This window comes from Bacillus cereus group sp. Bce019, from assembly GCF_051781745.1.
In the GTDB taxonomy this organism is placed as follows: Bacteria; Bacillota; Bacilli; order Bacillales; family Bacillaceae_G; genus Bacillus_A; species Bacillus_A cereus.
Genome location: NZ_JBPWJX010000002.1, coordinates 528,162 through 547,986 on the forward strand (window position 1 = coordinate 528,162; position 19,825 = coordinate 547,986).

A 19,825-nucleotide genomic window follows, 5' to 3' on the forward strand; every position below is an offset into this window, starting at 1 on the left:
ACCACGGGTAAAAGCACGCTCGTCCCTATGTTAGGGATGAGTGTGCTTTTTATTATGAAATGGAGAGATGAAAAATGAAAGAACAAATGATTGAAATTAAATTTCCAGATGGTAGCGTGAAAGAATTTGTAAAAGGAATTACTTTAGAAGAAATTGCGGGATCCATTAGCAGTAGTTTGAAAAAGAAAGCAGTCGCGGGGAAAGTGAATGATGGGTTATATGATTTACGCCGAAATATTGAAGAAAATGCGGAAGTAGAAATCATTACTATAGATTCAAATGAAGGTGTAGAAATTACAAGACACTCTGCGGCACATATTTTAGCGCAAGCTGTAAAAAGAATGTATGGTGATATAAATCTTGGGGTGGGGCCTGTTATTGAAAATGGATTTTATTATGATATGGATCTTCCAAGTAGTGTAAACGTAGAAGATTTACGAAAAATCGAAAAAGAAATGAAAAAGATTATAAATGAAAATATAAAGATAGAACGAGTTGAGGTTTCTCGAGAAGAAGCAGCAAAACTGTTTCAAGAAATGAACGATCGCTTGAAATTAGAACTTTTAGAAGCAATTCCTAGTGGGGAAAGTGTAACACTATATAAACAAGGTGAATTTGTAGATTTATGTAGAGGGCCACATTTACCATCAACAGGTTATTTGAAAGCATTTCAATTAACTCACGTTTCCGGTGCATATTGGCGAGGTGATAGTAATAACCAAGTGCTTCAGCGCATATATGGTGTTGCATTCTCTTCTCAAAAAGAATTAGAAGAGTATTTACATTTCGTTGAAGAAGCAACAAAAAGAAATCATCGTAAGTTAGGCAATGAGCTTGAGTTATTTATGTTTTCTGAAGAGGCTCCGGGAATGCCGTTTTATTTACCGAAAGGACAAGTGATTCGTAACGAATTGGAAGCATTTTTAAGAGAAATTCAAAAAGAGTACAATTATCAAGAAGTACGCACTCCGTTCATGATGAACCAAGAAGTATGGGAGAGATCAGGGCACTGGGGACATTATAAAGATAATATGTATTTCTCTGAAGTAGATAATAAAAGTTTTGCATTAAAACCGATGAACTGCCCAGGGCACATGCTTATGTTTAAAAATAAATTGCATTCTTATCGTGAATTACCGATTCGTATGTGTGAATTTGGTCAAGTACATCGTCATGAATTTAGTGGTGCGTTAAACGGATTATTAAGAGTACGTACTTTCTGCCAAGATGATGCACATTTATTTGTAACTCCAAAACAAATTGAAGATGAAATTAAATCAGTAATGGCGCAAATTGATTACGTATATAAAACTTTTGGATTCGAATATGAAGTAGAGCTTTCTACTCGTCCAGAAGATTCAATGGGTGACGATAAATTATGGGAGCAAGCAGAAGCAGCATTAGAAAATGTATTACAATCGCTAAATTATAAATATAGACTAAATGAAGGTGACGGTGCATTTTACGGGCCGAAAATTGATTTTCATATTAAAGATGCTTTAAATAGAAGTCACCAGTGCGGAACAATCCAGCTTGATTTCCAAATGCCAGAGAAATTTGATTTAAATTATATAGATGAAAATAATGATAAGCAAAGACCAGTTGTTATTCACAGGGCAGTTTTAGGGTCATTAGATCGCTTCTTAGCAATATTAATTGAGCACTTTGGAGGTGCGTTCCCGGCATGGGTGGCACCAGTTCAAGTGAAAGTAATTCCAGTTTCAAATGCAGTACATGAACAATATGCCAATGAGGTTGCATATAAATTAGCACAAGCTGGGATTCGTGTTGAACAAGATGCACGAGATGAAAAACTAGGATATAAAATAAGAGAAGTACAAATGCAAAAAGTACCGTATGTTCTTGTTATTGGGGATAAGGAAATGGAAAACGGAGCTGTAAATGTACGTAAATATGGGGAAGAGAAGTCAGAAGTTATTGCGCTAGATGTATTTGTGGCAAGTATTGAAGAAGAGATAAAGAATAGAAAATATTGATTGTAAAGAAAACACACTATTAGAAATTAGTGTGTTTTCTTTTTTATCTTACAAAAATGTAAGGTAAATGTAAGCGAAATCGAGGGAACGAGTTGTAGAAAAATGAGAATATGAAGTAGGAAATAGGTTCATGTTAAGGGTGTAACTCTTATTGAATGAATAATTTAAAAAAACTTAAGGATTTACATGACAAAATAATAAGAAATATGTGAGAAATTAATTTTATACAAAAGGGATGGAGTGAAAGAGATGTCAACAAATGTAGTTACTGTAGAAAGTGTAGAAAAAACGTATGGAAAAAGAAATGAGAATCAGTCCAAAGCATTAAGGGGTGTATCGTTAAGTATTAAAGAAGGAGAATTTGTCGGGATCATGGGGCCTTCTGGGTCTGGAAAAACGACTTTACTTAATGTGATAAGTACACTTGACCAAGCGACAGGTGGTAGTGTGACGATAGCTGGTACAAATATTACTTCTATGAAGGGCAATGCGTTATCTGATTTTCGCTCTCAAAAATTAGGTTTCATTTTTCAAGATTTTAATCTACTAGAAAACTTATCAATTTATGAAAATATAGCTTTACCACTTTCTTTGCAAGGCGTACCATCAAGTGAGATTACTGGAAAGGTAAATGACGTTGCGAAGAAGTTAGGCATCACTGAAATTTTAACAAAATATCCGACGGCTGTTTCTGGTGGACAAAAGCAAAGAACAGCGGCGGCAAGAGCTTTAGTACATAATCCGGCAATTGTATTAGCAGATGAACCGACAGGAGCGCTTGATAGTAAAAATGCAAAAAGTTTATTAGAAGCGATGCAAGATTTACATGAAAATCATAATGTAAGTATTTTAATGGTTACACATGATGCATTTAGTGCAAGTTATTGTGAGCGTATTTTATTTATTCAAGATGGTCTTCTTTATAAAGAATTAAATCGTCAAGGCACTCGAGAGAATTTCTATCAAGACATTTTAGGTGTGCTCGCTCATATGGGTTCAGCTGCTGAGTCTAAGTAGGGGGCGAAACTATGTTATTTAAATTATCACGTCATAGTATGAAAAAGATGTTAAAAGATTATATGGTTTTACTTATTGGTCTCGTTATTAGTATTAGTATTTTCTACATGTTCCAAACGATGGCGATGAATAGTGAATTTACGAAAGATAATAGTCTAATTAGTAGTATTAGACTCGTTTTCTGGGTAGGTGCAATACTATTATCTTTCATTACTGTATTTTATATTATTTATGCCAACTCTTTCTTGCTCACGTTAAGAAGAAAAGAACTTGGTATGTACATGATGCTTGGTGCAAAAAAGAAAAAAGTAGCACAGTTATTATTTATTGAAACATTCGGAATGGGTATTGTAAGTATTATTATCGGTATTTTAGTAGGGATGTTACTTGCAAGTGTAGCAGGAAATTTTTTAATGAATGGAATGGAAATTTCAGCAAAAGGTAGTTACGCATCTGTATACACACCAGCAATTTTAGTTACGGCTATTTTCTTCTTAATACTGTTTTTTATTACTGGCTTAATGAACAGTGTCCGATTGTTACGTAAAACCGAACTAGAGTTAATTCGTGAAGATGAAACACTAGATGAAGTGAAGAAAAGTAAAACTCGCATTATAATAATGACAGTACTTGGTGTATTACTAGTAAGTACAGGGTACTATTTTATGATCAATGTAAAAATATATGCTGAATTAGGTTTTATTATAGCAACCATCGTTACAACACTTGGAACATATTTTATCTTTAGTTCATTACTCCCATTTTTTGTGATGAAAATTAAGGGGAATAAAAAACGAAATGAAACGGGCTTAAATAGTTTTACATATGCACAGCTACGCTTTCGAGTAAATAGTTTATCGAGAGTATTAGGTACTGTAGCGATGTTAATTGCATTAGGCGCAGGTGCGATGACGGCAGGTATGGCTTTCCAAAAAAATGTAGGTATTATGACAGACTTTTCTCGTGTATATGATGTTGTAATTCATGATCCGAATGATCAAGACAAAGCTGCCTTAAAAGAAATGGAAATTGTTGAAGAAAGCAAGTACAAATATAAAGTAGATGGAGAAGCGGTTTATTATTTACGTAACGACTTAACTGCGAAACCACCACTTGTTTCAGACCATTTTGATACAAAAACGTTAAAAGAGCCTGTTCGTAAACGTGTGACTGAACCTTTAACAGAACCTGTATATTCAGCTTTAGAGGCTCCTGAATTAGCAAAATTCCCTCGTATGCCAAAGGATTGGGAAGACGCAGTTGTAAGAGAGATACAAATTACGCATAATCAATTTAGCGGAAAACCAGTAAGAATTGCAGACGAAGAGCATTATAAAGGAATTCAAGGAACAGAACACACTGTAACATTAGCAAAAGTAGATGATATGAAAAAATATAAACCGTTATTGATCGAAATAGACAAGAGACAAAAAGCACAAATTGAAAAAGCAACAGGTGAAAAGGTAGACTTATTTACGAAAATGACAATTTATCAGTTTATGAACAGCTTCATGAGCGGAACAATGTTTATGGGATTTTTCCTCGGAATTGCCTTTTTAGCAATGATGGCGAGTTCCCTTATGTTCAAAATATTAACAGGTGCTTCTCGTGATGTACGCCGTTATGAAATGTTACGAAAAATTGGTGTAAGACGTAGTATGTTAACGAAAAGTATATATAAAGAAATTTCATATTTATTTATCTTCCCAGCGATCATTGGCATTTCTCACGTTTTAGTAGGGCTTAACTTATTCAGCTTTATATTAGTTGACCCGTTTGTAAAAGTGTGGGTGCCAATAGGAATTTTCTTAGTCATTTATTTCATTTATTACTGGATAACTGTTCAACTTTATAAAGGTATGGTAATGCCGAAAGAAGAGGTAGCTAAATAGTTTATCCCGCTATTTGCCAGGCAGTAAGACCCCACCTCAAAATTCAGCGGAAGCAAAGAAGTTAGGTGGGGCCCTGCTGCCCGTAAAAGCCCGAATGATTAAAGTTTCACTTTATGAAAAGAGTCCTTGTTTTGAAAATAGAGGCTCTTTTTTATGTTTTTTACAAATAACGAAAATATTAGATGATGGTCAAAAAATATAATATAACTTCTAATAAATGACTAAAATAATAATGTTTTGTCGAGAGAAACGATACGAAGTATGAAAGAAATACTACAGTTATTTCAAAACAAAGTATATGCATGTTTTTTCTAGGGAGCTATAGAGAAATAGAAAGAATAAAAAAGATAGCTGAAGACAAATTGTTTTCAGCTATCTTTTTTGTTTAATTTAGTGATGTCCAGCTAGTAGAGTAAACGCTATTATTAGGAGAAAACCACTAGTTGCCCACATTAGAAATGTAAGGAAAGAGAGCTGTTGCTTAGCTTTCCAAAGCATTTCATGAATTGTGACATACCCAAGTGAACCAATAGCACTTCCCATAATGAGCCCTTGCAGGTGAAGAGCTTTTCCTTCCATCAAAATGCCAAAAACTGTGCCAGTACCGAGAATAAGCGAAAGTAATAAAGTCGTTAATAAAAAGGAAATATATTTATGTTTTGTAAAAAGAAATGGAATAATTAAAGCTAATCCTTCTGGAATATGGTGAACGACAATTGCTATTAAAAAGGGAATGGCAGAGTCATTATGATTTATAAAAGCTGTACCTAACGCAAATCCACTCGGTATATTATGAATAAATATAGCGAAAGAGAGAAAAAGGAAGGTTTGCCATGCTTGTTGATCTTTTTTATGTATCATTGGATGGTGACAATAGTTATCTAATAAGCTCATAACTAAAATACCGATGGCTATACCAAGTATAGGCCCAATCATTTCGTAGCTTGAAAATGTTTCAGGAATAATTTCAAGGGATAAAAGCCCAAGTAAAATTCCGCCACATAATGCGTATAAACGATGCATCTTTTCTTCAATTAGCTGGCGCGTAGCAATGCCAACAGCACCGCCTAATAGTAATCCACCAAATGAAAAAAACGTAACAATCATTGGAATCCATAATCGTTCCATAGTATCACACTCCGATTCTTCCACTTATTTTTAGCTTACGAAAAGGAAAGTTAGAATAGTCCAAGTAATTGTGTTTGAGTATAGAGAAAAAAGTAGTGATTCGTTATAATCTATATATTAAACTTAAGTGAGGAAATGAAAAGGGGAATTGGTTATGCAACAAATTAAAAAAATAGGAAACTCATTTTGGTATATGACACCTGTTTCTGAAACAGATAGACCTATCTTAGGAATGGTCGTTGGACAAGAAAAAACGTTAATGATTGATGCAGGGAATTCAGAAGAACATGCACAATTATTTTTAGAAATGTTAAAAGAACAAAATGTATCAAATCCTGATTTTGTAGCACTAACGCATTGGCATTGGGATCATATTTTTGGATTATCTGTATTACGGAATGCATTAACTATTTCGCACGCTGAAACGAAAAAAGAAATGCAGACAATAGTATCTTATGAATGGACAGATGAAGCGTTGGATGCACGCGTAAAAGAGGGTACTGAAATTGAATTTTGTGCGGATTGCATCAAGAAAGAGTTTGAAGAAAAAGCGAGAAATATTAACATTATTCCTCCGGCCTTAACGTTCCAGGATCGAATGGAATTAGATCTTGGTGAGGTGACATGCGTGTTAAAACATGTGGGCGGAGATCATGCACATGATTCAGTTGTTATGTACATAAAAGAAGAAAAGATATTGTTTTTAGGGGACTGTATATATGCAGATATTTTTTCCTCGAAGTGGAACTATACGACGAAAAGAACGTTTGCATTAATAGATGAATTAGAAAAATTTGATGCTGAGACATATATTCTTTCTCATGGGGAAGCGATAAATCGAGAGGAGTTTTTACAAGAGATTCGCATGTTAAAAGCAGTAGGAACTTATACAGAAGCTCATAAGGGCGATGAAGAGAAGATAAAGGCAGCGTACAAACAAGAACTAGATAGAGAATTAAATGAAGATGAGTTAGAAACAATAACGTATTTTGTCAATGGTTATGAAATGAATAATCTGTAAGACACTACATTAATCAAATATAATTAAATTGCACAAAAAGAGTATTGAAATTTAATTCAATACTCTTTTAAATATTAAGTCCCAAGCAATTTCTAAATTTTTTGGCTGGTTCATCATCTGGATTTATACCACTTTCAAAACTGGTAGTGAAAGGTAACCACTGCCAATCTTCGCATCCTACAAAAGCTACTCTTGACCAATTCTCAATGAATTCAATGAAATTATTCGCAATCTTATACCCATGTCCTTCTCCATTGTCGTGGCTTAGGTAAATTATTGGAGCATCTATATCATCTTTCATATCAAATGCTAAATAATCTCCATTTCCCACTTCACAAAATGCTAATTTGTTGTGCCAAACTACATCATATTCATCATCTAGATTTGAAAAAAACCCGTCAACCAAGTCTTTACGTTCTTTTTCGAATTTAGAAAGATTTTCTAAACTCCAGTGGGGTGTTCCGCAAAAAATATCAGTAAATTCATTTGGTAGCTCTACATCGTCAGGTAAAAACCAGCGTAAGCTAAAATTTCCTGAGAACTCTAAAAGTACTTTTTTGAAGCTATTTGGTAGTTTAATATCCAGTTTTTCTTCTACTTGGATTATTTGTTCAAGGGAAGATGGTTCATCTATACAAACTTCTTGAACTTCACCACCTATGTATTTAATTCTAGAAGTTATAATTTCTATTCGTTCTTTTAGTAACTTATAATCCATCTTATCACCTCATGTTATATTAATTAAAGTATATCATTCTTAATAAATTTTTTTCGTGTTATTGAGGTTTCAAGTAGCAGCTTTTTTAGCTAATTTAGTAATATATTCAAAGAAAACATCGTGTTTTACATCGTAAACGACATTTACAGGTCGTCCATCAGCAGTTTCCTCTGTACGTCCTTGGCTTGGTCCGTATGTATGAACAATACTATTAATTGTTTCAGTTTTTGCAAGGTTAGTGTTTCCGACAAGCGCGGTAGTTAGTACATCCCATAAATAGTAGGTAGAGTTCGTTGAGAAGTGAACGAGAGGGGGAACCATTGCATAGCATTGACCAAGGAAATCCATACCAATATACTTTCGTTCTTTTGCCCATTGTTCACGTATGTTTATAGTTAACGGAACTTGGTTTGTACTTTCTAGTGTCACTAAGTCGATTTTAATTTTTGCATCCCATACACGAGCCACTGCTTCAGGGTCCCAAAACGAATTCCACTCAGCTGTTCCATCATGCTCTGGTTCATGTACATTGCCTGCTGTAAGAAATGTACCACCCATCCAAACGAGACGTTCAATTTTATCTTCGATTATGGGAGCTTCATATAATGCACGAGCAAGGTCAGTTAGGGGCCCAGTAAATAATAAAGTTGTTTTTCCTTCCGTTTGTAGAAGCGTTTCTATTAAATGATGATGCGCGGGTTTTGCCACCACGGGTGTTACAACTTTTCCAGACTCATTTAAAATTGGTAGAGCATCTACATAAAATGCATGCATCCGCCAGTCTTTTGGAAACGGGTTTTGCCCGCGAGAGTTTGAAGCGGCTACTGCAATATTACCTTTGCCGAAGCGATCAATAATTTTACGACTTGCAGACATTGCGGGTTCTAAATAGCAGTCTGCTGGAATAACAGATACACCGGTAAGTTCAACGTTTTCCATTTGAAGTAATAAAAATAATGAAATTAAATCATCTACGCCGCCATCATGATTGAAGTACACTTTTTTCTTCATTGTAATCTCCATCCTATATGATTTAGTTAGAAATTAAATATGAATTAAGGAGAAGTCATCAATAATTTCCACCACTTCAATTTCTCCATTAATCAGTAGCTCAGGAAGTTCATTTCTAATATTTCCTTTCCAATACTTTCTAGCTTGTTCGATTTTTTGAGAAAAAGGAATACCATCTTCTTTTGGTAAAAGATTCCCGTCACCTTCAAAAGAACTTCCGATTACTCGTAGTTTAACAATCTGTAAAACTTCTCGATTGTAAGAATCAAATAATGCTTTCCATTTTAAAGCATCTTCATAGCTTTTTGCAGCGTATAAACAAGATAACCTGGAAGGATATTCAGGGAATTCTTGTAGTCTAACCATTTCTACAATTGTTTCTCTAGCTGCTCTAATTGTTTGATTCATATAACTCATGACTACTTTAGCATTTTCATTATTTATATGTAATTCGTTATTTTTATAGTGTTTTATTTAAAATTTGTATGCCATCTTCACCACTAGCATTTAATTGTTCTCTTTCAAAAAAGAAGTGATATAGAGTATTGTGTTGATTTTTGTTAAAAGGAATCATTTGTCCGATATGCATTTTTTTCCTTGTTACGATGTGATATGCGTAAAATTCTGTTTCATTCATGGTTATCCTCCTAGTAATAATGTAATGCAATGTTAAATTTAGTAATTCAACATTGAAATATATAAAACCTTTATAAGTAAAAGTGAGAATTTGAGTTGAAAGTAAAGAAAATACATGAAAACGTTTTAAATTTGTTCACAAAATGTTCACTTACGAAGGGGGTTCCAATGTCGATATAATGACAAAGACTCAAAGAGAGAGGATGATGAAATTTGCCAACAACAAGAAAGGAAAACCTCCAATTTGGCATGATGATGTGCCTTGGAATGGTTATCGTAATGACGTTTTACAATTTATTAATGAATGAAACAGGAGGATCAATTTATATTAAAGAGATTGCATTAGAACTATTAATTGGCTTTATTATTGCGCTATTAATTGAAATATGTATAGTTGGACCTTGTGCGAAAAAAATTGTATTCATGTTGCCATTTGATAAATCTAAGAAAATAAATATTATCGTTGCAATGGCGACAACTATGGTAATCGGAATGGTATTCTTTATGTCATTTTTTGGTATGGCTATGATGCATTTACATGGTGGACTACAAGGAGATTCATTTGTTTCAATTTATTTTTCGATTTTTATTAAAAATTTCATAATGGCATATCCATTACAATTAATTATTATGGGACCGCTTGTACGTTTCTTATTTGCAAAGTTTGTTATGAAAAAGAAATCTTTTAATGTAGCGTAATTTTCATTTATAAAACATTATATACAAATAATTAAGATAAAGCACATCTCGCATTTTTGAGGTGTGTTTTTTTGTTCATTCCAAGTTATTTTCATAGTGATGTGACATTTGTCCTTTTGCCATTATAGGATTATAGCTTTTAATTAAGTCAGAAATAAAAGATGAGGAGATGATTTTTTGAAAGGTATTATATTTGCTGTTTTTGCGGGGATATTTATAACACTTCAAGGAACCTTTAATGCGAAACTTAGTTCACATATCGGTATATGGTCGACAAGTATTATAACCCATTTAATTGGATTCCTTATTGCAACAACTGTATTTTTGTTAAAGAAAGAAGAGAAAGTAACAGATTTAAAGAGTGTGAAAAAAGTATATTTAGCAGCGGGTGCATTTGGTGGATTCATTATTTGTGCAGAAACGATGGCGATATATTCACTAGGAGTTACATTGACAGCTGGCACACTAATGGTTGCTCAATTGTTAACGGCAACAGTTATTGAAATGAAAGGACTGTTTCATATAAAAAAGATACAGATGGAGAGATATCATATTGTGGGAACAATAGTAATGATTATAGGTATTGTTGTATTTAATATGTAAATGAAAGGAGGAAATGAATATGGAGAATAGATCAGGTTTAATTACGCATTATTTAAAAAACAATAAAACACTCGAGGTTTTTTCAGAAATAGATACAGCTTATTTTCAATTAAATCACTTTGAAAAAGGGGAGCTTATTTGCAATATAGATGACGAAATGGATCGTTTATATTTTGTTGTTAAAGGTAAAGTAAAAGTTTACACGATTACACCTGAAGGGAAGAAACTAATCCTTCGCTTTATTAATCCATTGGCCATTGTTGGTGATATTGAATTAATTCAAAATAGCAAAGCACATAATGTCGTTGAAGCTTGTTCAGATGTTGTAGCAATCTCTATTTCTAATACGGTTATTAGAAACAAGTTATTACATGATCCTATATTTATGAAGTTCTTGCTTGAAAACATTGCGAACACGTTAAAAATATCGACTCGTTTTACTGCTCTTAATTTACTGTATCCTGTAGAAGTACGTGTAGCTAGTTATTTACTTTCAATTTCAACAGATAGTAACGGGAATATGTATAAAGGGGATTTGAATGCAACTTCGGTAACGAGTATTGCAGATTTTATAGGGGTAAGTTATAGGCACGTAATTCGGGTATTACAAAGATTTTATAATGAAAAACTAATTGAAAAGAGTAATGGAGTTATTGTAATTAAAGATTTTTCTAGAATGAAGGAAGTCGCTAAAGATAATATATATGAGCAATGAAAGGGAGAGGAAGATTTTGATTGGATTTAGTTTAGCTATATTAGCAGGAATATTAATTAGCGTACAATCTGTTTTTAATGCAAAAGTAAATGAAAATGTAGGACAGTGGTTAACAACTACATGTGTCCTTGGAATAGGTCTCATTAGTTCTATTCTATTTTATATCATTACAGAAAACAGTATTAACATTAAAGTGTATACTACAAATTATTTGTTTTATGTAAGTGGGTTGTTTGGTATCGGGTTAATTATTTGTATAATGGGTGCAATAAAGAGCTTAGGTCCAGCATATACGGTGCTAATTAGTCTTATTACTCAATTGGTCGTTGCGTTATGCATTGATACATTCGGATTATTTGGAATGGAGAGTGTTCCATTACAAGTAAATAAATTAGTTGGTATAGGTTTATTAATTGTGGGAGTAGGAATTTTTAAAAATCTATTTTTGAATAAGAAAGCTATTCTTATAAATGAGGATAGTGTCTAAAGAATATAAAGGGAAAAAGTGTAAATGGTCAGAACTTATATATTTAGATAGTAATAAGTGAGCGATGAGGAGAGAAGATAAATGAAGCAGTTAATGTTGCAAGATGGTATACACTATTTGAAAATAAATGGGATTATGCATTGGTGTAAAGTTGCAGGGACAGCTCATAATACAGTCCCTCTTATTATAGTACATGGTGGTCCAGGTGGTAATCATTATGTATTCGAAAGAACGCTTGGTTTGAAGTTAGAAGGAAATATGACTGTAGTTTATTACGAACAAAGAGGTTGCGGACGAAGTGAGGCACCACAAGATGACGGTGAGTACTCAATCAATACTCTAGTCGAAGATTTAGAGGAATTAAGAAAGCAATTACATGTAGAGAAGATAAATTTGTTAGGCTACTCTTTTGGTGGACAACTTTGTTTAGAGTATGCTTTGAAATATTCGAAAAATGTTGAAAAAATGGTATTACAAGCACCATCGTTAGATGATTTAAATGATATGTATACTGTGCAGATAGAAGGTTTTCTACAAGTAACGAAAGGGGAAATGAAAGAACAAATATTGAAAATAAGTAAGTCGAAAATTGCGATAAAAGAAAAATATAATCAAGTTTGGAGTATAGTTGATACAGAAAATGTAGATCGACTATTGTTTAAAAATGAAGAATTTGCAAAGCTAAATCGGAGTCTTTGGGAGGAAAGTCAGTTAAGTAATACAGGGAAGATGAGCAAAGTTATTTTTGGAACAAAAGCATCTTTACCGCTTATTGAGCGTATTAAAGGTTTAGAAATTGATACGTGTGTCATAGTTGGAGCACATGACTATAACACGGGTGTAAGAATGAGTTATAGAATAACGAGACAATTGAAAAATGGTAAACTTGTTATATTTGAAAATAGTGGACATTTCCCAGATATCGAGGAGATGGATAAAGTCTGTGAAACGATTATTGAGTTTTTGGAATAAAAGGGGGATATTAAGGTCGAACCGAATTAATAGAGTTGAATTGGCTATTGGGATATTAAATCATGTAATATGCTAATTGTTTACTTGTAATTGAGGAAGAATCAATTAGTGTATTTGGAAAATAAGTAAAAAAGATCTCGTAAGGTGGAGGTCTTTTTTACTTATTATTTAATATTTTGAACTTATATGAACTGAAGTAGAAGAGTATGATAAGCACTTTCAGGGAACGAGAATATACCCGAAAATAAAATATTACTTAACATATATAACTAATGAATACAATGTCTTTTTCAGTTATTAAGTTGTAAATCATTTTATGATAAAATCTTTTACATAATTTAATAAAGGGGTAGTATTTAATGGGTTATTTCTCAAATGGTTTATTAGTTTTGTTTGTGCTAATCGTATGCAGTTGTATATTTTTTGGTTGATAATATAATGAGAGTCTTATATAAAAGAAGTTATCTTAAGTGAGATAACTTCTTTTTATTTTATATTGAGAAGGAATTCTATCTTTCTTATTGAAGTTTGTTCTAGTTATTTTTACATCGATCAGATTTGTGTAAAGGGAATTTTATGAAATAAAAACAAGCCTGAGGATAGGGAGTATTGACATGGAAAATAGTATACGCTACACAAGTGAACATCCTACAGATTTTAATGGATTATTATTCTTATACGAATCTTTAGGATGGAATTCTCTTAAATTAACAGTTAACGAGTTAGAACGAATGTGTAAGCAAAGTTGGTATGCAATTTATGTTTTTGATGATAAGAGCTTAGTAGGGATGGGGCGTGTCATATCAGATGGAGTCATAACAGGCATTATTTGTGGAGTTGGTGTATTGCCAAAATATCAGTCTAGTGGCATCGGAAAAGAAATAGTGAAACGATTAATCCAGCACTGTGAACAAAACAAGGTTATTCCACAACTTATGTGTGTAGAAAAGTTGCAATCTTACTATGAATGTATAGGGTTTGAAGCATTCTCTATTGGGATGACAAAACATATTATAAGATAGAGGTGCTTTATCCCGCTATTTGCCGGGTAGTAAAACCCCCACGGATTAAAGTTTCACTTTATATTTTCAGTTTACTCGTACATATTTTCAAACTTCAACATAAAGGAGAATGGTTGTATGGAGATTGCTAAAGGGATAGAAATGTTACAACTTAAATTTCAAGAATTTGTTATTCATCCAATTCTTTTATGGAATGATGAAGTGGCAGTATTAATAGATACGGGTTTCCCAGGACAAATTGAAGATATACAAGTAGAGATGGAAAAGGTTGGGGTATCATTTGATAAGTTAAAAGTCGTGATTTTGACGCATCAGGATATTGATCATATAGGTAGTCTTCCAGAATTGTTGCAGCGCTGTCGAAGTAATATTAAAGTTTATGCGCACGAACTAGATAAGCCATATATCGAGGGGGATTTACCTTTATTGAAGGACGGAAATGTAGAGAACGGACCAAAAGGAAAAGTGAGTGATACTGTGATTGACGGGCAAGAACTTCCGTATTGCGGTGGAATACTAATTCTCCATACTCCAGGGCATACTCCGGGTCATATTAGTTTATTTTTGAAACAAAGCAAAATTCTTGTCGCTGGAGACTCGATGTATAGTGTGAATGGAGTGTTAGGAGGAGTTCATGCCCCAACAACTTTAAATATTATGGAAGCACGGCAGTCTTTGAAGAAGTATTTAAATCTAGATATTGAATCTGTAGTTTGTTACCATGGGGGATTAAGCATGGGGAATATAAAAATTCAACTTCAAAATTTGTAAAAGGTAAAGATAATAATTTTTTAATAATGGATGCTAAAGTGTAGTCTAATTGTTGGTATATAAATAAAACACTTAAATGATAAAAGAGCATGTTTGAAAAAATTCAAACATGCTCTTTTATTAAAGCAAATCAGTTTAATATGAATGACCTAATCCGTTCCAATAAAAAGAAACGATTTCTTGTGCTAATTCATCTATATTTGCAAGAATAGGATTGTCATTTTCATCTTTAAAATTCCCAATTGATAATAAAGATACGAAAGCATGAGCCGCAAATTTAGCGTTTCCTTTCGGAATTTCTCCGATGTGCATCGCATTATCGAGTGCTTTTTCTAGTACTTCATACATATTATCTTCAGCATTTTTCAATTGTTTCAATTGTTCTTCAGATAACGACAGTTTTGCATCTTTCATAAAATTTTTCATATCAATATCCATCGTTGCGTGTAAGTAAACTTTAGCGAAGTCTAATAATCTTTCTTCTAAAGTTTTGTTTGTAGAGAGTATTTGAGACATATTCTCACGTATACGTACCATCATTTCGATCATAGTAGCGGTAAATAAATCGGCTTTTGTTGAATAGTAATAGTAGACAGTTGCTTTCGTAACACCACAAACTTTTGCGACCTCATCCATAGAAACGACTTGATAATTTTGTGTAAGAAATAAGCGGGTTGCTACTTCTAAAATGGTTTCTTTTGTAGATTTTGTATTTTTATTTTGACGCGGCCTTCCGAGAGGACGTTGTTTTTGTTCCAAATACATTCGCTCCTGACATTTATGATTGAGATAATTATAACATAATTTTTAATCATTCTTGATTAATTAACCGACCAGTATATATAATTAATAATGGAGGAAAAAAGGAAGGTGGGTTTTTATGAAAAAGCACCCGTTACATATGTTAGGGAGGCTTGTAGCAGGGAGAAATACGCAGTGGATCACTTTATCGGTGTGGGTTCTTATTACATTATTACTTTCATTTACGTTACCACAAGTAAACAGTACGAAAGAACCGAATCCGAAAAATTTACCTGAAACAGCTATGTCACAGCAAGCGGAAGCGCTTATGAAAAAAGAGTTTCCGAATAATGCAGGGAATCCTTTGTTAGTAGTATGGTATAGAGATGGTGGATTACAGTCACAGGATTATAAACTCATACAAGATGTTTATAAAGAGTTAAAATCTAGTACTTTAAAAGAACAATCAACGTTACCACCATTTGATACAATTCCAGAGCAAGTATTATCAAAAAGTGCGTCAAAAGATGATACATCATTTGTTACACCGGTATTTTTTAATAAATCTGCTGGTACGGATATATTAAAAGGAAATCTTGAAGAGTTTAGAAAAATAGTGAATAGTAAGGTGGATGAAGATCCATTTAAACAAAAAATAAGTGAATCTGGTTTACATGTTCGATTATCAGGACCTGTAGGTATTCAAACGGATGCAGTTAGTTTATTTAGTCAAGCAGATGTGAAATTGTTAGTGGCTACTGTATTACTTGTATTAGTCCTATTAATTTTGCTATACCGTTCACCAATTTTAGCAATTTTACCTATACTTGTTGTTGGCTTTGCATACGGTATTATTAGTCCTACACTCGGTTTTTTAGCTGATCACGGATGGATTAAAGTAGATGCCCAAGCGATATCAATTATGACAGTATTATTGTTTGGCGCTGGAACGGACTATTGTCTATTTTTAATTTCGAGATATAGAGAGTACTTGTTAGAAGAAGAAAGTAAATATAAAGCATTGCAACTTGCGATTAAAGCTTCTGGCGGTGCAATTATAATGAGTGCGTTAACTGTCGTACTTGGATTAGGAACATTATTACTTGCTCATTATGGTGCCTTTCATCGATTTGCAGTACCATTTAGTGTTGCTGTATTTATAATGGGAATCGCGGCTTTAACGATTTTACCAGCACTATTATTAATTTTCGGTAGAATTGCATTTTTCCCGTTTATACCGAGAACAACTTCAATGAATGAGGAGTTTGCAAGAAAGAAAAAGAGGGCTGTAAAAGTTAAAAAATCAAAAGGCTCCTTTAGTAAAAAACTTGGAGATATTGTAGTACGAAGACCATGGACAATAATTATGCTAACTGTGTTTGTATTAGGTGGATTGGCTTCATTCGTACCACGTATTCAATATACATATGACCTATTAGAATCGTTTCCAAAGGATATGCCTTCTCGTGAAGGGTTTACGTTAATTAGTGATCATTTTTCAGCTGGTGAACTAGCACCAATAAAAGTTGTTGTTGATACGAAAGGAAAAGAGCTTCCTATTAAACAAGAACTAGAGAAATTTTCTTTCGTAAATACAGTGAAAGAGCCAAAAGAGGGAAAAGAAAATAAGCAAATACAAATGTATGAAGTTTCTTTAGCGGAAAATCCATACTCAATTGAAGCGTTAGATCAAATTCCTAAATTGAAAAACAGTGTAGAAAAAGTATTAAAAGATGCTGGGATTAGTAATGCTGAAGAGCAATTGTGGATTGGTGGAGAAACAGCTTCATTATATGATACAAAGCAAATTACTGAACGTGATGAATCAGTAATTATTCCAGTAATGATTAGCATTATCGCTTTACTATTACTTGTCTATTTACAATCGGTTGTTGCAATGGTTTATTTAATTGTAACTGTTGTCTTATCATTCTTCTCAGCGTTAGGAGCAGGATGGATATTACTTCATTACGGTATGGGAGCGCCGGCCATTCAAGGTGCGATACCGTTGTACGCATTCGTATTTTTAGTTGCTTTAGGTGAAGATTATAATATCTTTATGGTTTCAGAAATATGGAAAAACAGAAAGACACAAAATCACTTGGATGCAGTAAAAAATGGTGTAATACAAACAGGTAGTGTTATTACATCGGCAGGTTTAATTTTAGCAGGAACTTTTGCAGTGTTAGGTACACTTCCAATTCAAGTATTAGTTCAATTTGGTATTGTAACTGCAATTGGAGTATTACTAGATACGTTTATAGTAAGACCGTTACTTGTACCCGCGATTACAGTAGTTTTAGGCCGATTTGCTTTTTGGCCAGGTAAACTTTCAAGAAAGAGTGAAGAAATACAAAAGGTGGATGCATAGTTAAAAAAGCCAAGGATATTTTCCTTGGCTTTTTTCAATGTAGTTAATTAATTTTTTGAAGTTAAATCATCAGCTGCAGCGTGATCAGCATCTTCAATTGTTGTTTCGGGCATCCCGTATAAGCCGTTCATTGCTTGTTCTTCGATAGTAAGATTTGCAGTATTATTATTTTGAATAGATGTAGTGTTTTCAGTAACATTTTCTTTTTTATTCATATTTTTGTTATTCATGTATGTATCCTCCAAATTTCATTTGATTTATCTATAGTATGTGGATGGATTTCCAGAAATATGTGAATTGATTCTTACATATGTTATATAATTAAATAAATAATTAGGGTGAATTGTAAACTGTTAGGAGTGAACAATTATGGTGAAAGCAAGGGAATTAGTCTTCTAAAATAAAAAGAAAATTTTAGGAGGCTATTAGAATGAAGTTTCATGTAATTGATAGAGAAGATTGGAATAGAGAGCGGTATTTTGAGCATTATTTAAAGTTGAAATGTACATTTAGTATGACTATGAATGTTGATATCACGATGTTATTAGAGGAAGTATATCAAAAGGGAATAAAATTTTATCCCGTTTTTATATATTTAATTTCTAGAGTAGTAAATAATCATAAAAAATTTCGAACATGTTTTAACGATGAAGGAGTTTTAGGCTATTGGGAGGAAATGATACCGAGTTATACAATCTTTCATAAAGATGATAAGTCTTTTTCAAGTATATGGACGGATTATTCAGGTGATTTCCGCACTTTCTATAAAAATTATGAAGACGATATGAGATGCTATGCTAGTGTTCATGGTTTTTTCACGAAAGAAAATATTCCGCCTAATGTATTTCCGATTTCTAGCATACCTTGGACTAGTTTTACTGGATTTAATCTTAATATTAATAATGATGAAAATTTTCTATTGCCAATTATAACTTGTGGGAAATATTTTAACGAAGGAAACAAGGTTATGCTACCAGTTTCATTACAAGTACATCATTCGGTTTGTGATGGATATGATGCGAGTCAATTTATAGAAGATTTACAGCAGTTAAGTAATACTTGCAACGAGTGGCTTAAGTAATATCTAATTTTTAATTATATAAAGTGAAACTTTAATCAGTGGGGTGTCAGCCCCCGCTGATTATTAGCCCGACCCCCACCTAACTTCTTTGCTTTCGCTGAATTTTGAGGTGGGGGTCTTACTGCCCGGCAAATAGCGGGATAAAATTGAAAATGAATAAAAGAAGAGAACATGTGGTCATCTCCCTGTCAAGTAGACAGTAATAAAAAGAGTATTATGCCACGGCCTTTTCCCGATATTCTATCGGGGAAAGGCCGTGAAGTTTTTCTTGGAATCTTTCTGTATTATAAAATTGAATATATTCTTGAATTGCTCGGTAGGCCATTTCATATGTTTTTGGGCGCACTAAATACAACTTCTCTGTTTTTAAATGTGAGAAGAATGATTCAATACATGCATTATCAAAACAGTTCCCACGTCTAGAATGACTACCGACAAATCCTAATCTTTCTAACTGTTTTGCGTAGGATTTAGATGTATATTGAAACCCTTGATCTGAATGGAAAAGGGGCTTAGTAGTTAATGACTTTCCTTCTAATTGACGTAATGTAGTTAAAACCAAATCTAAATCATTTCTTGCAGATAGCTTCCAGGCAACAATTTCATTGTTGTATAGATCTAACACAGCTGACAAATAGGCAAATTGTTCTCCGATTCGTACATAAGTAATATCTGTTACGAATTTTTGGTTTTGCTTTTCAGCTTGAAACTCTCGATTCAAATGATTTTTAAATACCACAGATGTTTTTCTTCCATAAAACGGACGTTTTTTTCGAATGATAGATTGAATACCCAGCTCTCTCATAAGACGACGAACACGTTTATGATTCATTACCATTCCTTCTCGAGCCAAAGCACGAGTCATACGTTTATACCCATAGTAAGGGTGCTGACGATGAATAGATAAAATATGTTCTTTATGCCACATATCCCTTTTCTGACG

General features: G+C 33.2%; 18 protein-coding genes, 2 pseudogenes and 1 other annotated feature (1 of these 21 running past the window's edge). Of the genes and pseudogenes, 13 read left to right on the forward strand and 7 right to left on the reverse strand.

All coding sequences use genetic code 11. From position 1 onward, the window contains the following. Positions 1-30, forward strand: a binding site (T-box leader) (it extends 192 nt beyond the left edge of the window). A gap of 44 nt (positions 31-74) precedes the next feature. The 3 genes from thrS to ACS2QP_RS06120 all read left to right on the forward strand — a co-directional run bounded on the left by thrS (position 75) and on the right by ACS2QP_RS06120 (position 4,906). Continuing rightward, on the forward strand, positions 75-1,997 hold the full coding sequence (gene thrS, locus ACS2QP_RS06110) for a threonine--tRNA ligase (protein WP_438882218.1): 1,923 nt from the start codon (positions 75-77) through the stop codon (positions 1,995-1,997). A 249-nt stretch (positions 1,998-2,246) separates the two neighbouring features. Continuing rightward, positions 2,247-3,014, forward strand: a complete 768-nt coding sequence (locus ACS2QP_RS06115) for an ABC transporter ATP-binding protein (protein ID WP_000106426.1) — start codon at positions 2,247-2,249, stop codon at positions 3,012-3,014. 11 nt (positions 3,015-3,025) lie between these two features. Further along, positions 3,026-4,906 (forward strand): FtsX-like permease family protein, encoded by a 1,881-nt coding sequence (locus ACS2QP_RS06120; RefSeq protein ID WP_048564091.1) that lies wholly within the window; start codon positions 3,026-3,028, stop codon positions 4,904-4,906. 390 nt (positions 4,907-5,296) lie between these two features. On the opposite strand, the gene ACS2QP_RS06125 is transcribed toward ACS2QP_RS06120, so the two are convergent. Beyond that, positions 5,297-6,034 carry a ZIP family metal transporter gene (locus ACS2QP_RS06125; RefSeq protein ID WP_438882219.1) on the reverse strand — a complete coding sequence of 246 codons (738 nt, stop codon included), beginning with the start codon at positions 6,032-6,034 and terminating at the stop codon, positions 5,297-5,299. Positions 6,035-6,188: 154 nt separating this feature from the next. On the opposite strand from ACS2QP_RS06125, the gene ACS2QP_RS06130 reads away from it, so the two are divergent. Then, entirely contained in the window at positions 6,189-7,055 is an 867-nt protein-coding gene (locus tag ACS2QP_RS06130) for an MBL fold metallo-hydrolase (protein WP_438882220.1), read from the forward strand. Between the two features lie 67 nt (positions 7,056-7,122). Here the strand turns inward: ACS2QP_RS06130 and ACS2QP_RS06135 are convergent, their stop codons facing one another. The 3 genes and pseudogenes from ACS2QP_RS06135 to ACS2QP_RS06145 form a co-directional block, all read right to left on the reverse strand. Next, positions 7,123-7,773, reverse strand: coding sequence for an SMI1/KNR4 family protein (locus ACS2QP_RS06135; protein WP_438882221.1), 651 nt, complete (start codon positions 7,771-7,773; stop codon positions 7,123-7,125). 69 nt (positions 7,774-7,842) lie between these two features. After that, positions 7,843-8,796 carry a nucleoside hydrolase gene (locus ACS2QP_RS06140; RefSeq protein ID WP_438882222.1) on the reverse strand — a complete coding sequence of 318 codons (954 nt, stop codon included), beginning with the start codon at positions 8,794-8,796 and terminating at the stop codon, positions 7,843-7,845. Positions 8,797-8,817: 21 nt separating this feature from the next. Then, positions 8,818-9,421, reverse strand: a pseudogene (locus ACS2QP_RS06145) (DUF2441 domain-containing protein). 212 nt (positions 9,422-9,633) lie between these two features. Between ACS2QP_RS06145 and ACS2QP_RS06150 the strand changes: the two are divergent. From ACS2QP_RS06150 to ACS2QP_RS06180, 7 genes are all read left to right on the forward strand, one after another. Next, complete coding sequence (locus ACS2QP_RS06150; RefSeq protein WP_088351999.1) at positions 9,634-10,119, forward strand: DUF2798 domain-containing protein; 486 nt, start codon at positions 9,634-9,636, stop codon at positions 10,117-10,119. A 177-nt stretch (positions 10,120-10,296) separates the two neighbouring features. Beyond that, positions 10,297-10,722, forward strand: a complete 426-nt coding sequence (locus ACS2QP_RS06155) for a DMT family transporter (protein ID WP_000676020.1) — start codon at positions 10,297-10,299, stop codon at positions 10,720-10,722. A 19-nt stretch (positions 10,723-10,741) separates the two neighbouring features. Further along, positions 10,742-11,437: a Crp/Fnr family transcriptional regulator gene (locus ACS2QP_RS06160; protein WP_063536325.1), complete on the forward strand. Its 696-nt coding sequence runs from the start codon at positions 10,742-10,744 to the stop codon at positions 11,435-11,437. Between the two features lie 16 nt (positions 11,438-11,453). After that, positions 11,454-11,924 carry a DMT family transporter gene (locus tag ACS2QP_RS06165; protein ID WP_134208044.1) on the forward strand — a complete coding sequence of 157 codons (471 nt, stop codon included), beginning with the start codon at positions 11,454-11,456 and terminating at the stop codon, positions 11,922-11,924. 81 nt (positions 11,925-12,005) lie between these two features. Beyond that, the gene (locus ACS2QP_RS06170; protein WP_438882223.1) at positions 12,006-12,896 is read left to right on the forward strand and encodes an alpha/beta fold hydrolase; all 891 of its coding nucleotides are present in this window, start codon (positions 12,006-12,008) and stop codon (positions 12,894-12,896) included. 614 nt (positions 12,897-13,510) lie between these two features. Continuing rightward, on the forward strand, positions 13,511-13,918 hold the full coding sequence (locus ACS2QP_RS06175; RefSeq protein WP_438882224.1) for a GNAT family N-acetyltransferase: 408 nt from the start codon (positions 13,511-13,513) through the stop codon (positions 13,916-13,918). A gap of 117 nt (positions 13,919-14,035) precedes the next feature. Next, positions 14,036-14,689: an MBL fold metallo-hydrolase gene (locus ACS2QP_RS06180; protein WP_438882225.1), complete on the forward strand. Its 654-nt coding sequence runs from the start codon at positions 14,036-14,038 to the stop codon at positions 14,687-14,689. A 135-nt stretch (positions 14,690-14,824) separates the two neighbouring features. Here ACS2QP_RS06180 and ACS2QP_RS06185 read toward each other — a convergent pair whose 3' ends face one another. Continuing rightward, on the reverse strand, positions 14,825-15,448 hold the full coding sequence (locus ACS2QP_RS06185; protein ID WP_438882226.1) for a TetR/AcrR family transcriptional regulator: 624 nt from the start codon (positions 15,446-15,448) through the stop codon (positions 14,825-14,827). Between the two features lie 121 nt (positions 15,449-15,569). Here ACS2QP_RS06185 and ACS2QP_RS06190 point away from each other — a divergent pair, with 121 nt between their 5' ends. Beyond that, positions 15,570-17,801 carry an MMPL family transporter gene (locus tag ACS2QP_RS06190; RefSeq protein ID WP_438882227.1) on the forward strand — a complete coding sequence of 744 codons (2,232 nt, stop codon included), beginning with the start codon at positions 15,570-15,572 and terminating at the stop codon, positions 17,799-17,801. 47 nt (positions 17,802-17,848) lie between these two features. Here ACS2QP_RS06190 and ACS2QP_RS06195 read toward each other — a convergent pair whose 3' ends face one another. After that, positions 17,849-18,031, reverse strand: a complete 183-nt coding sequence (locus ACS2QP_RS06195) for a DUF4021 domain-containing protein (RefSeq protein ID WP_001060657.1) — start codon at positions 18,029-18,031, stop codon at positions 17,849-17,851. A 200-nt stretch (positions 18,032-18,231) separates the two neighbouring features. Between ACS2QP_RS06195 and catA the strand changes: the two genes are divergently transcribed. After that, positions 18,232-18,882, forward strand: coding sequence for a type A chloramphenicol O-acetyltransferase (gene catA, locus ACS2QP_RS06200; protein ID WP_000668542.1), 651 nt, complete (start codon positions 18,232-18,234; stop codon positions 18,880-18,882). 214 nt (positions 18,883-19,096) lie between these two features. Here the strand turns inward: catA and ACS2QP_RS06205 are convergent. Beyond that, positions 19,097-19,825, reverse strand: a pseudogene (locus tag ACS2QP_RS06205) (IS3-like element ISBth8 family transposase); the annotation flags it as partial.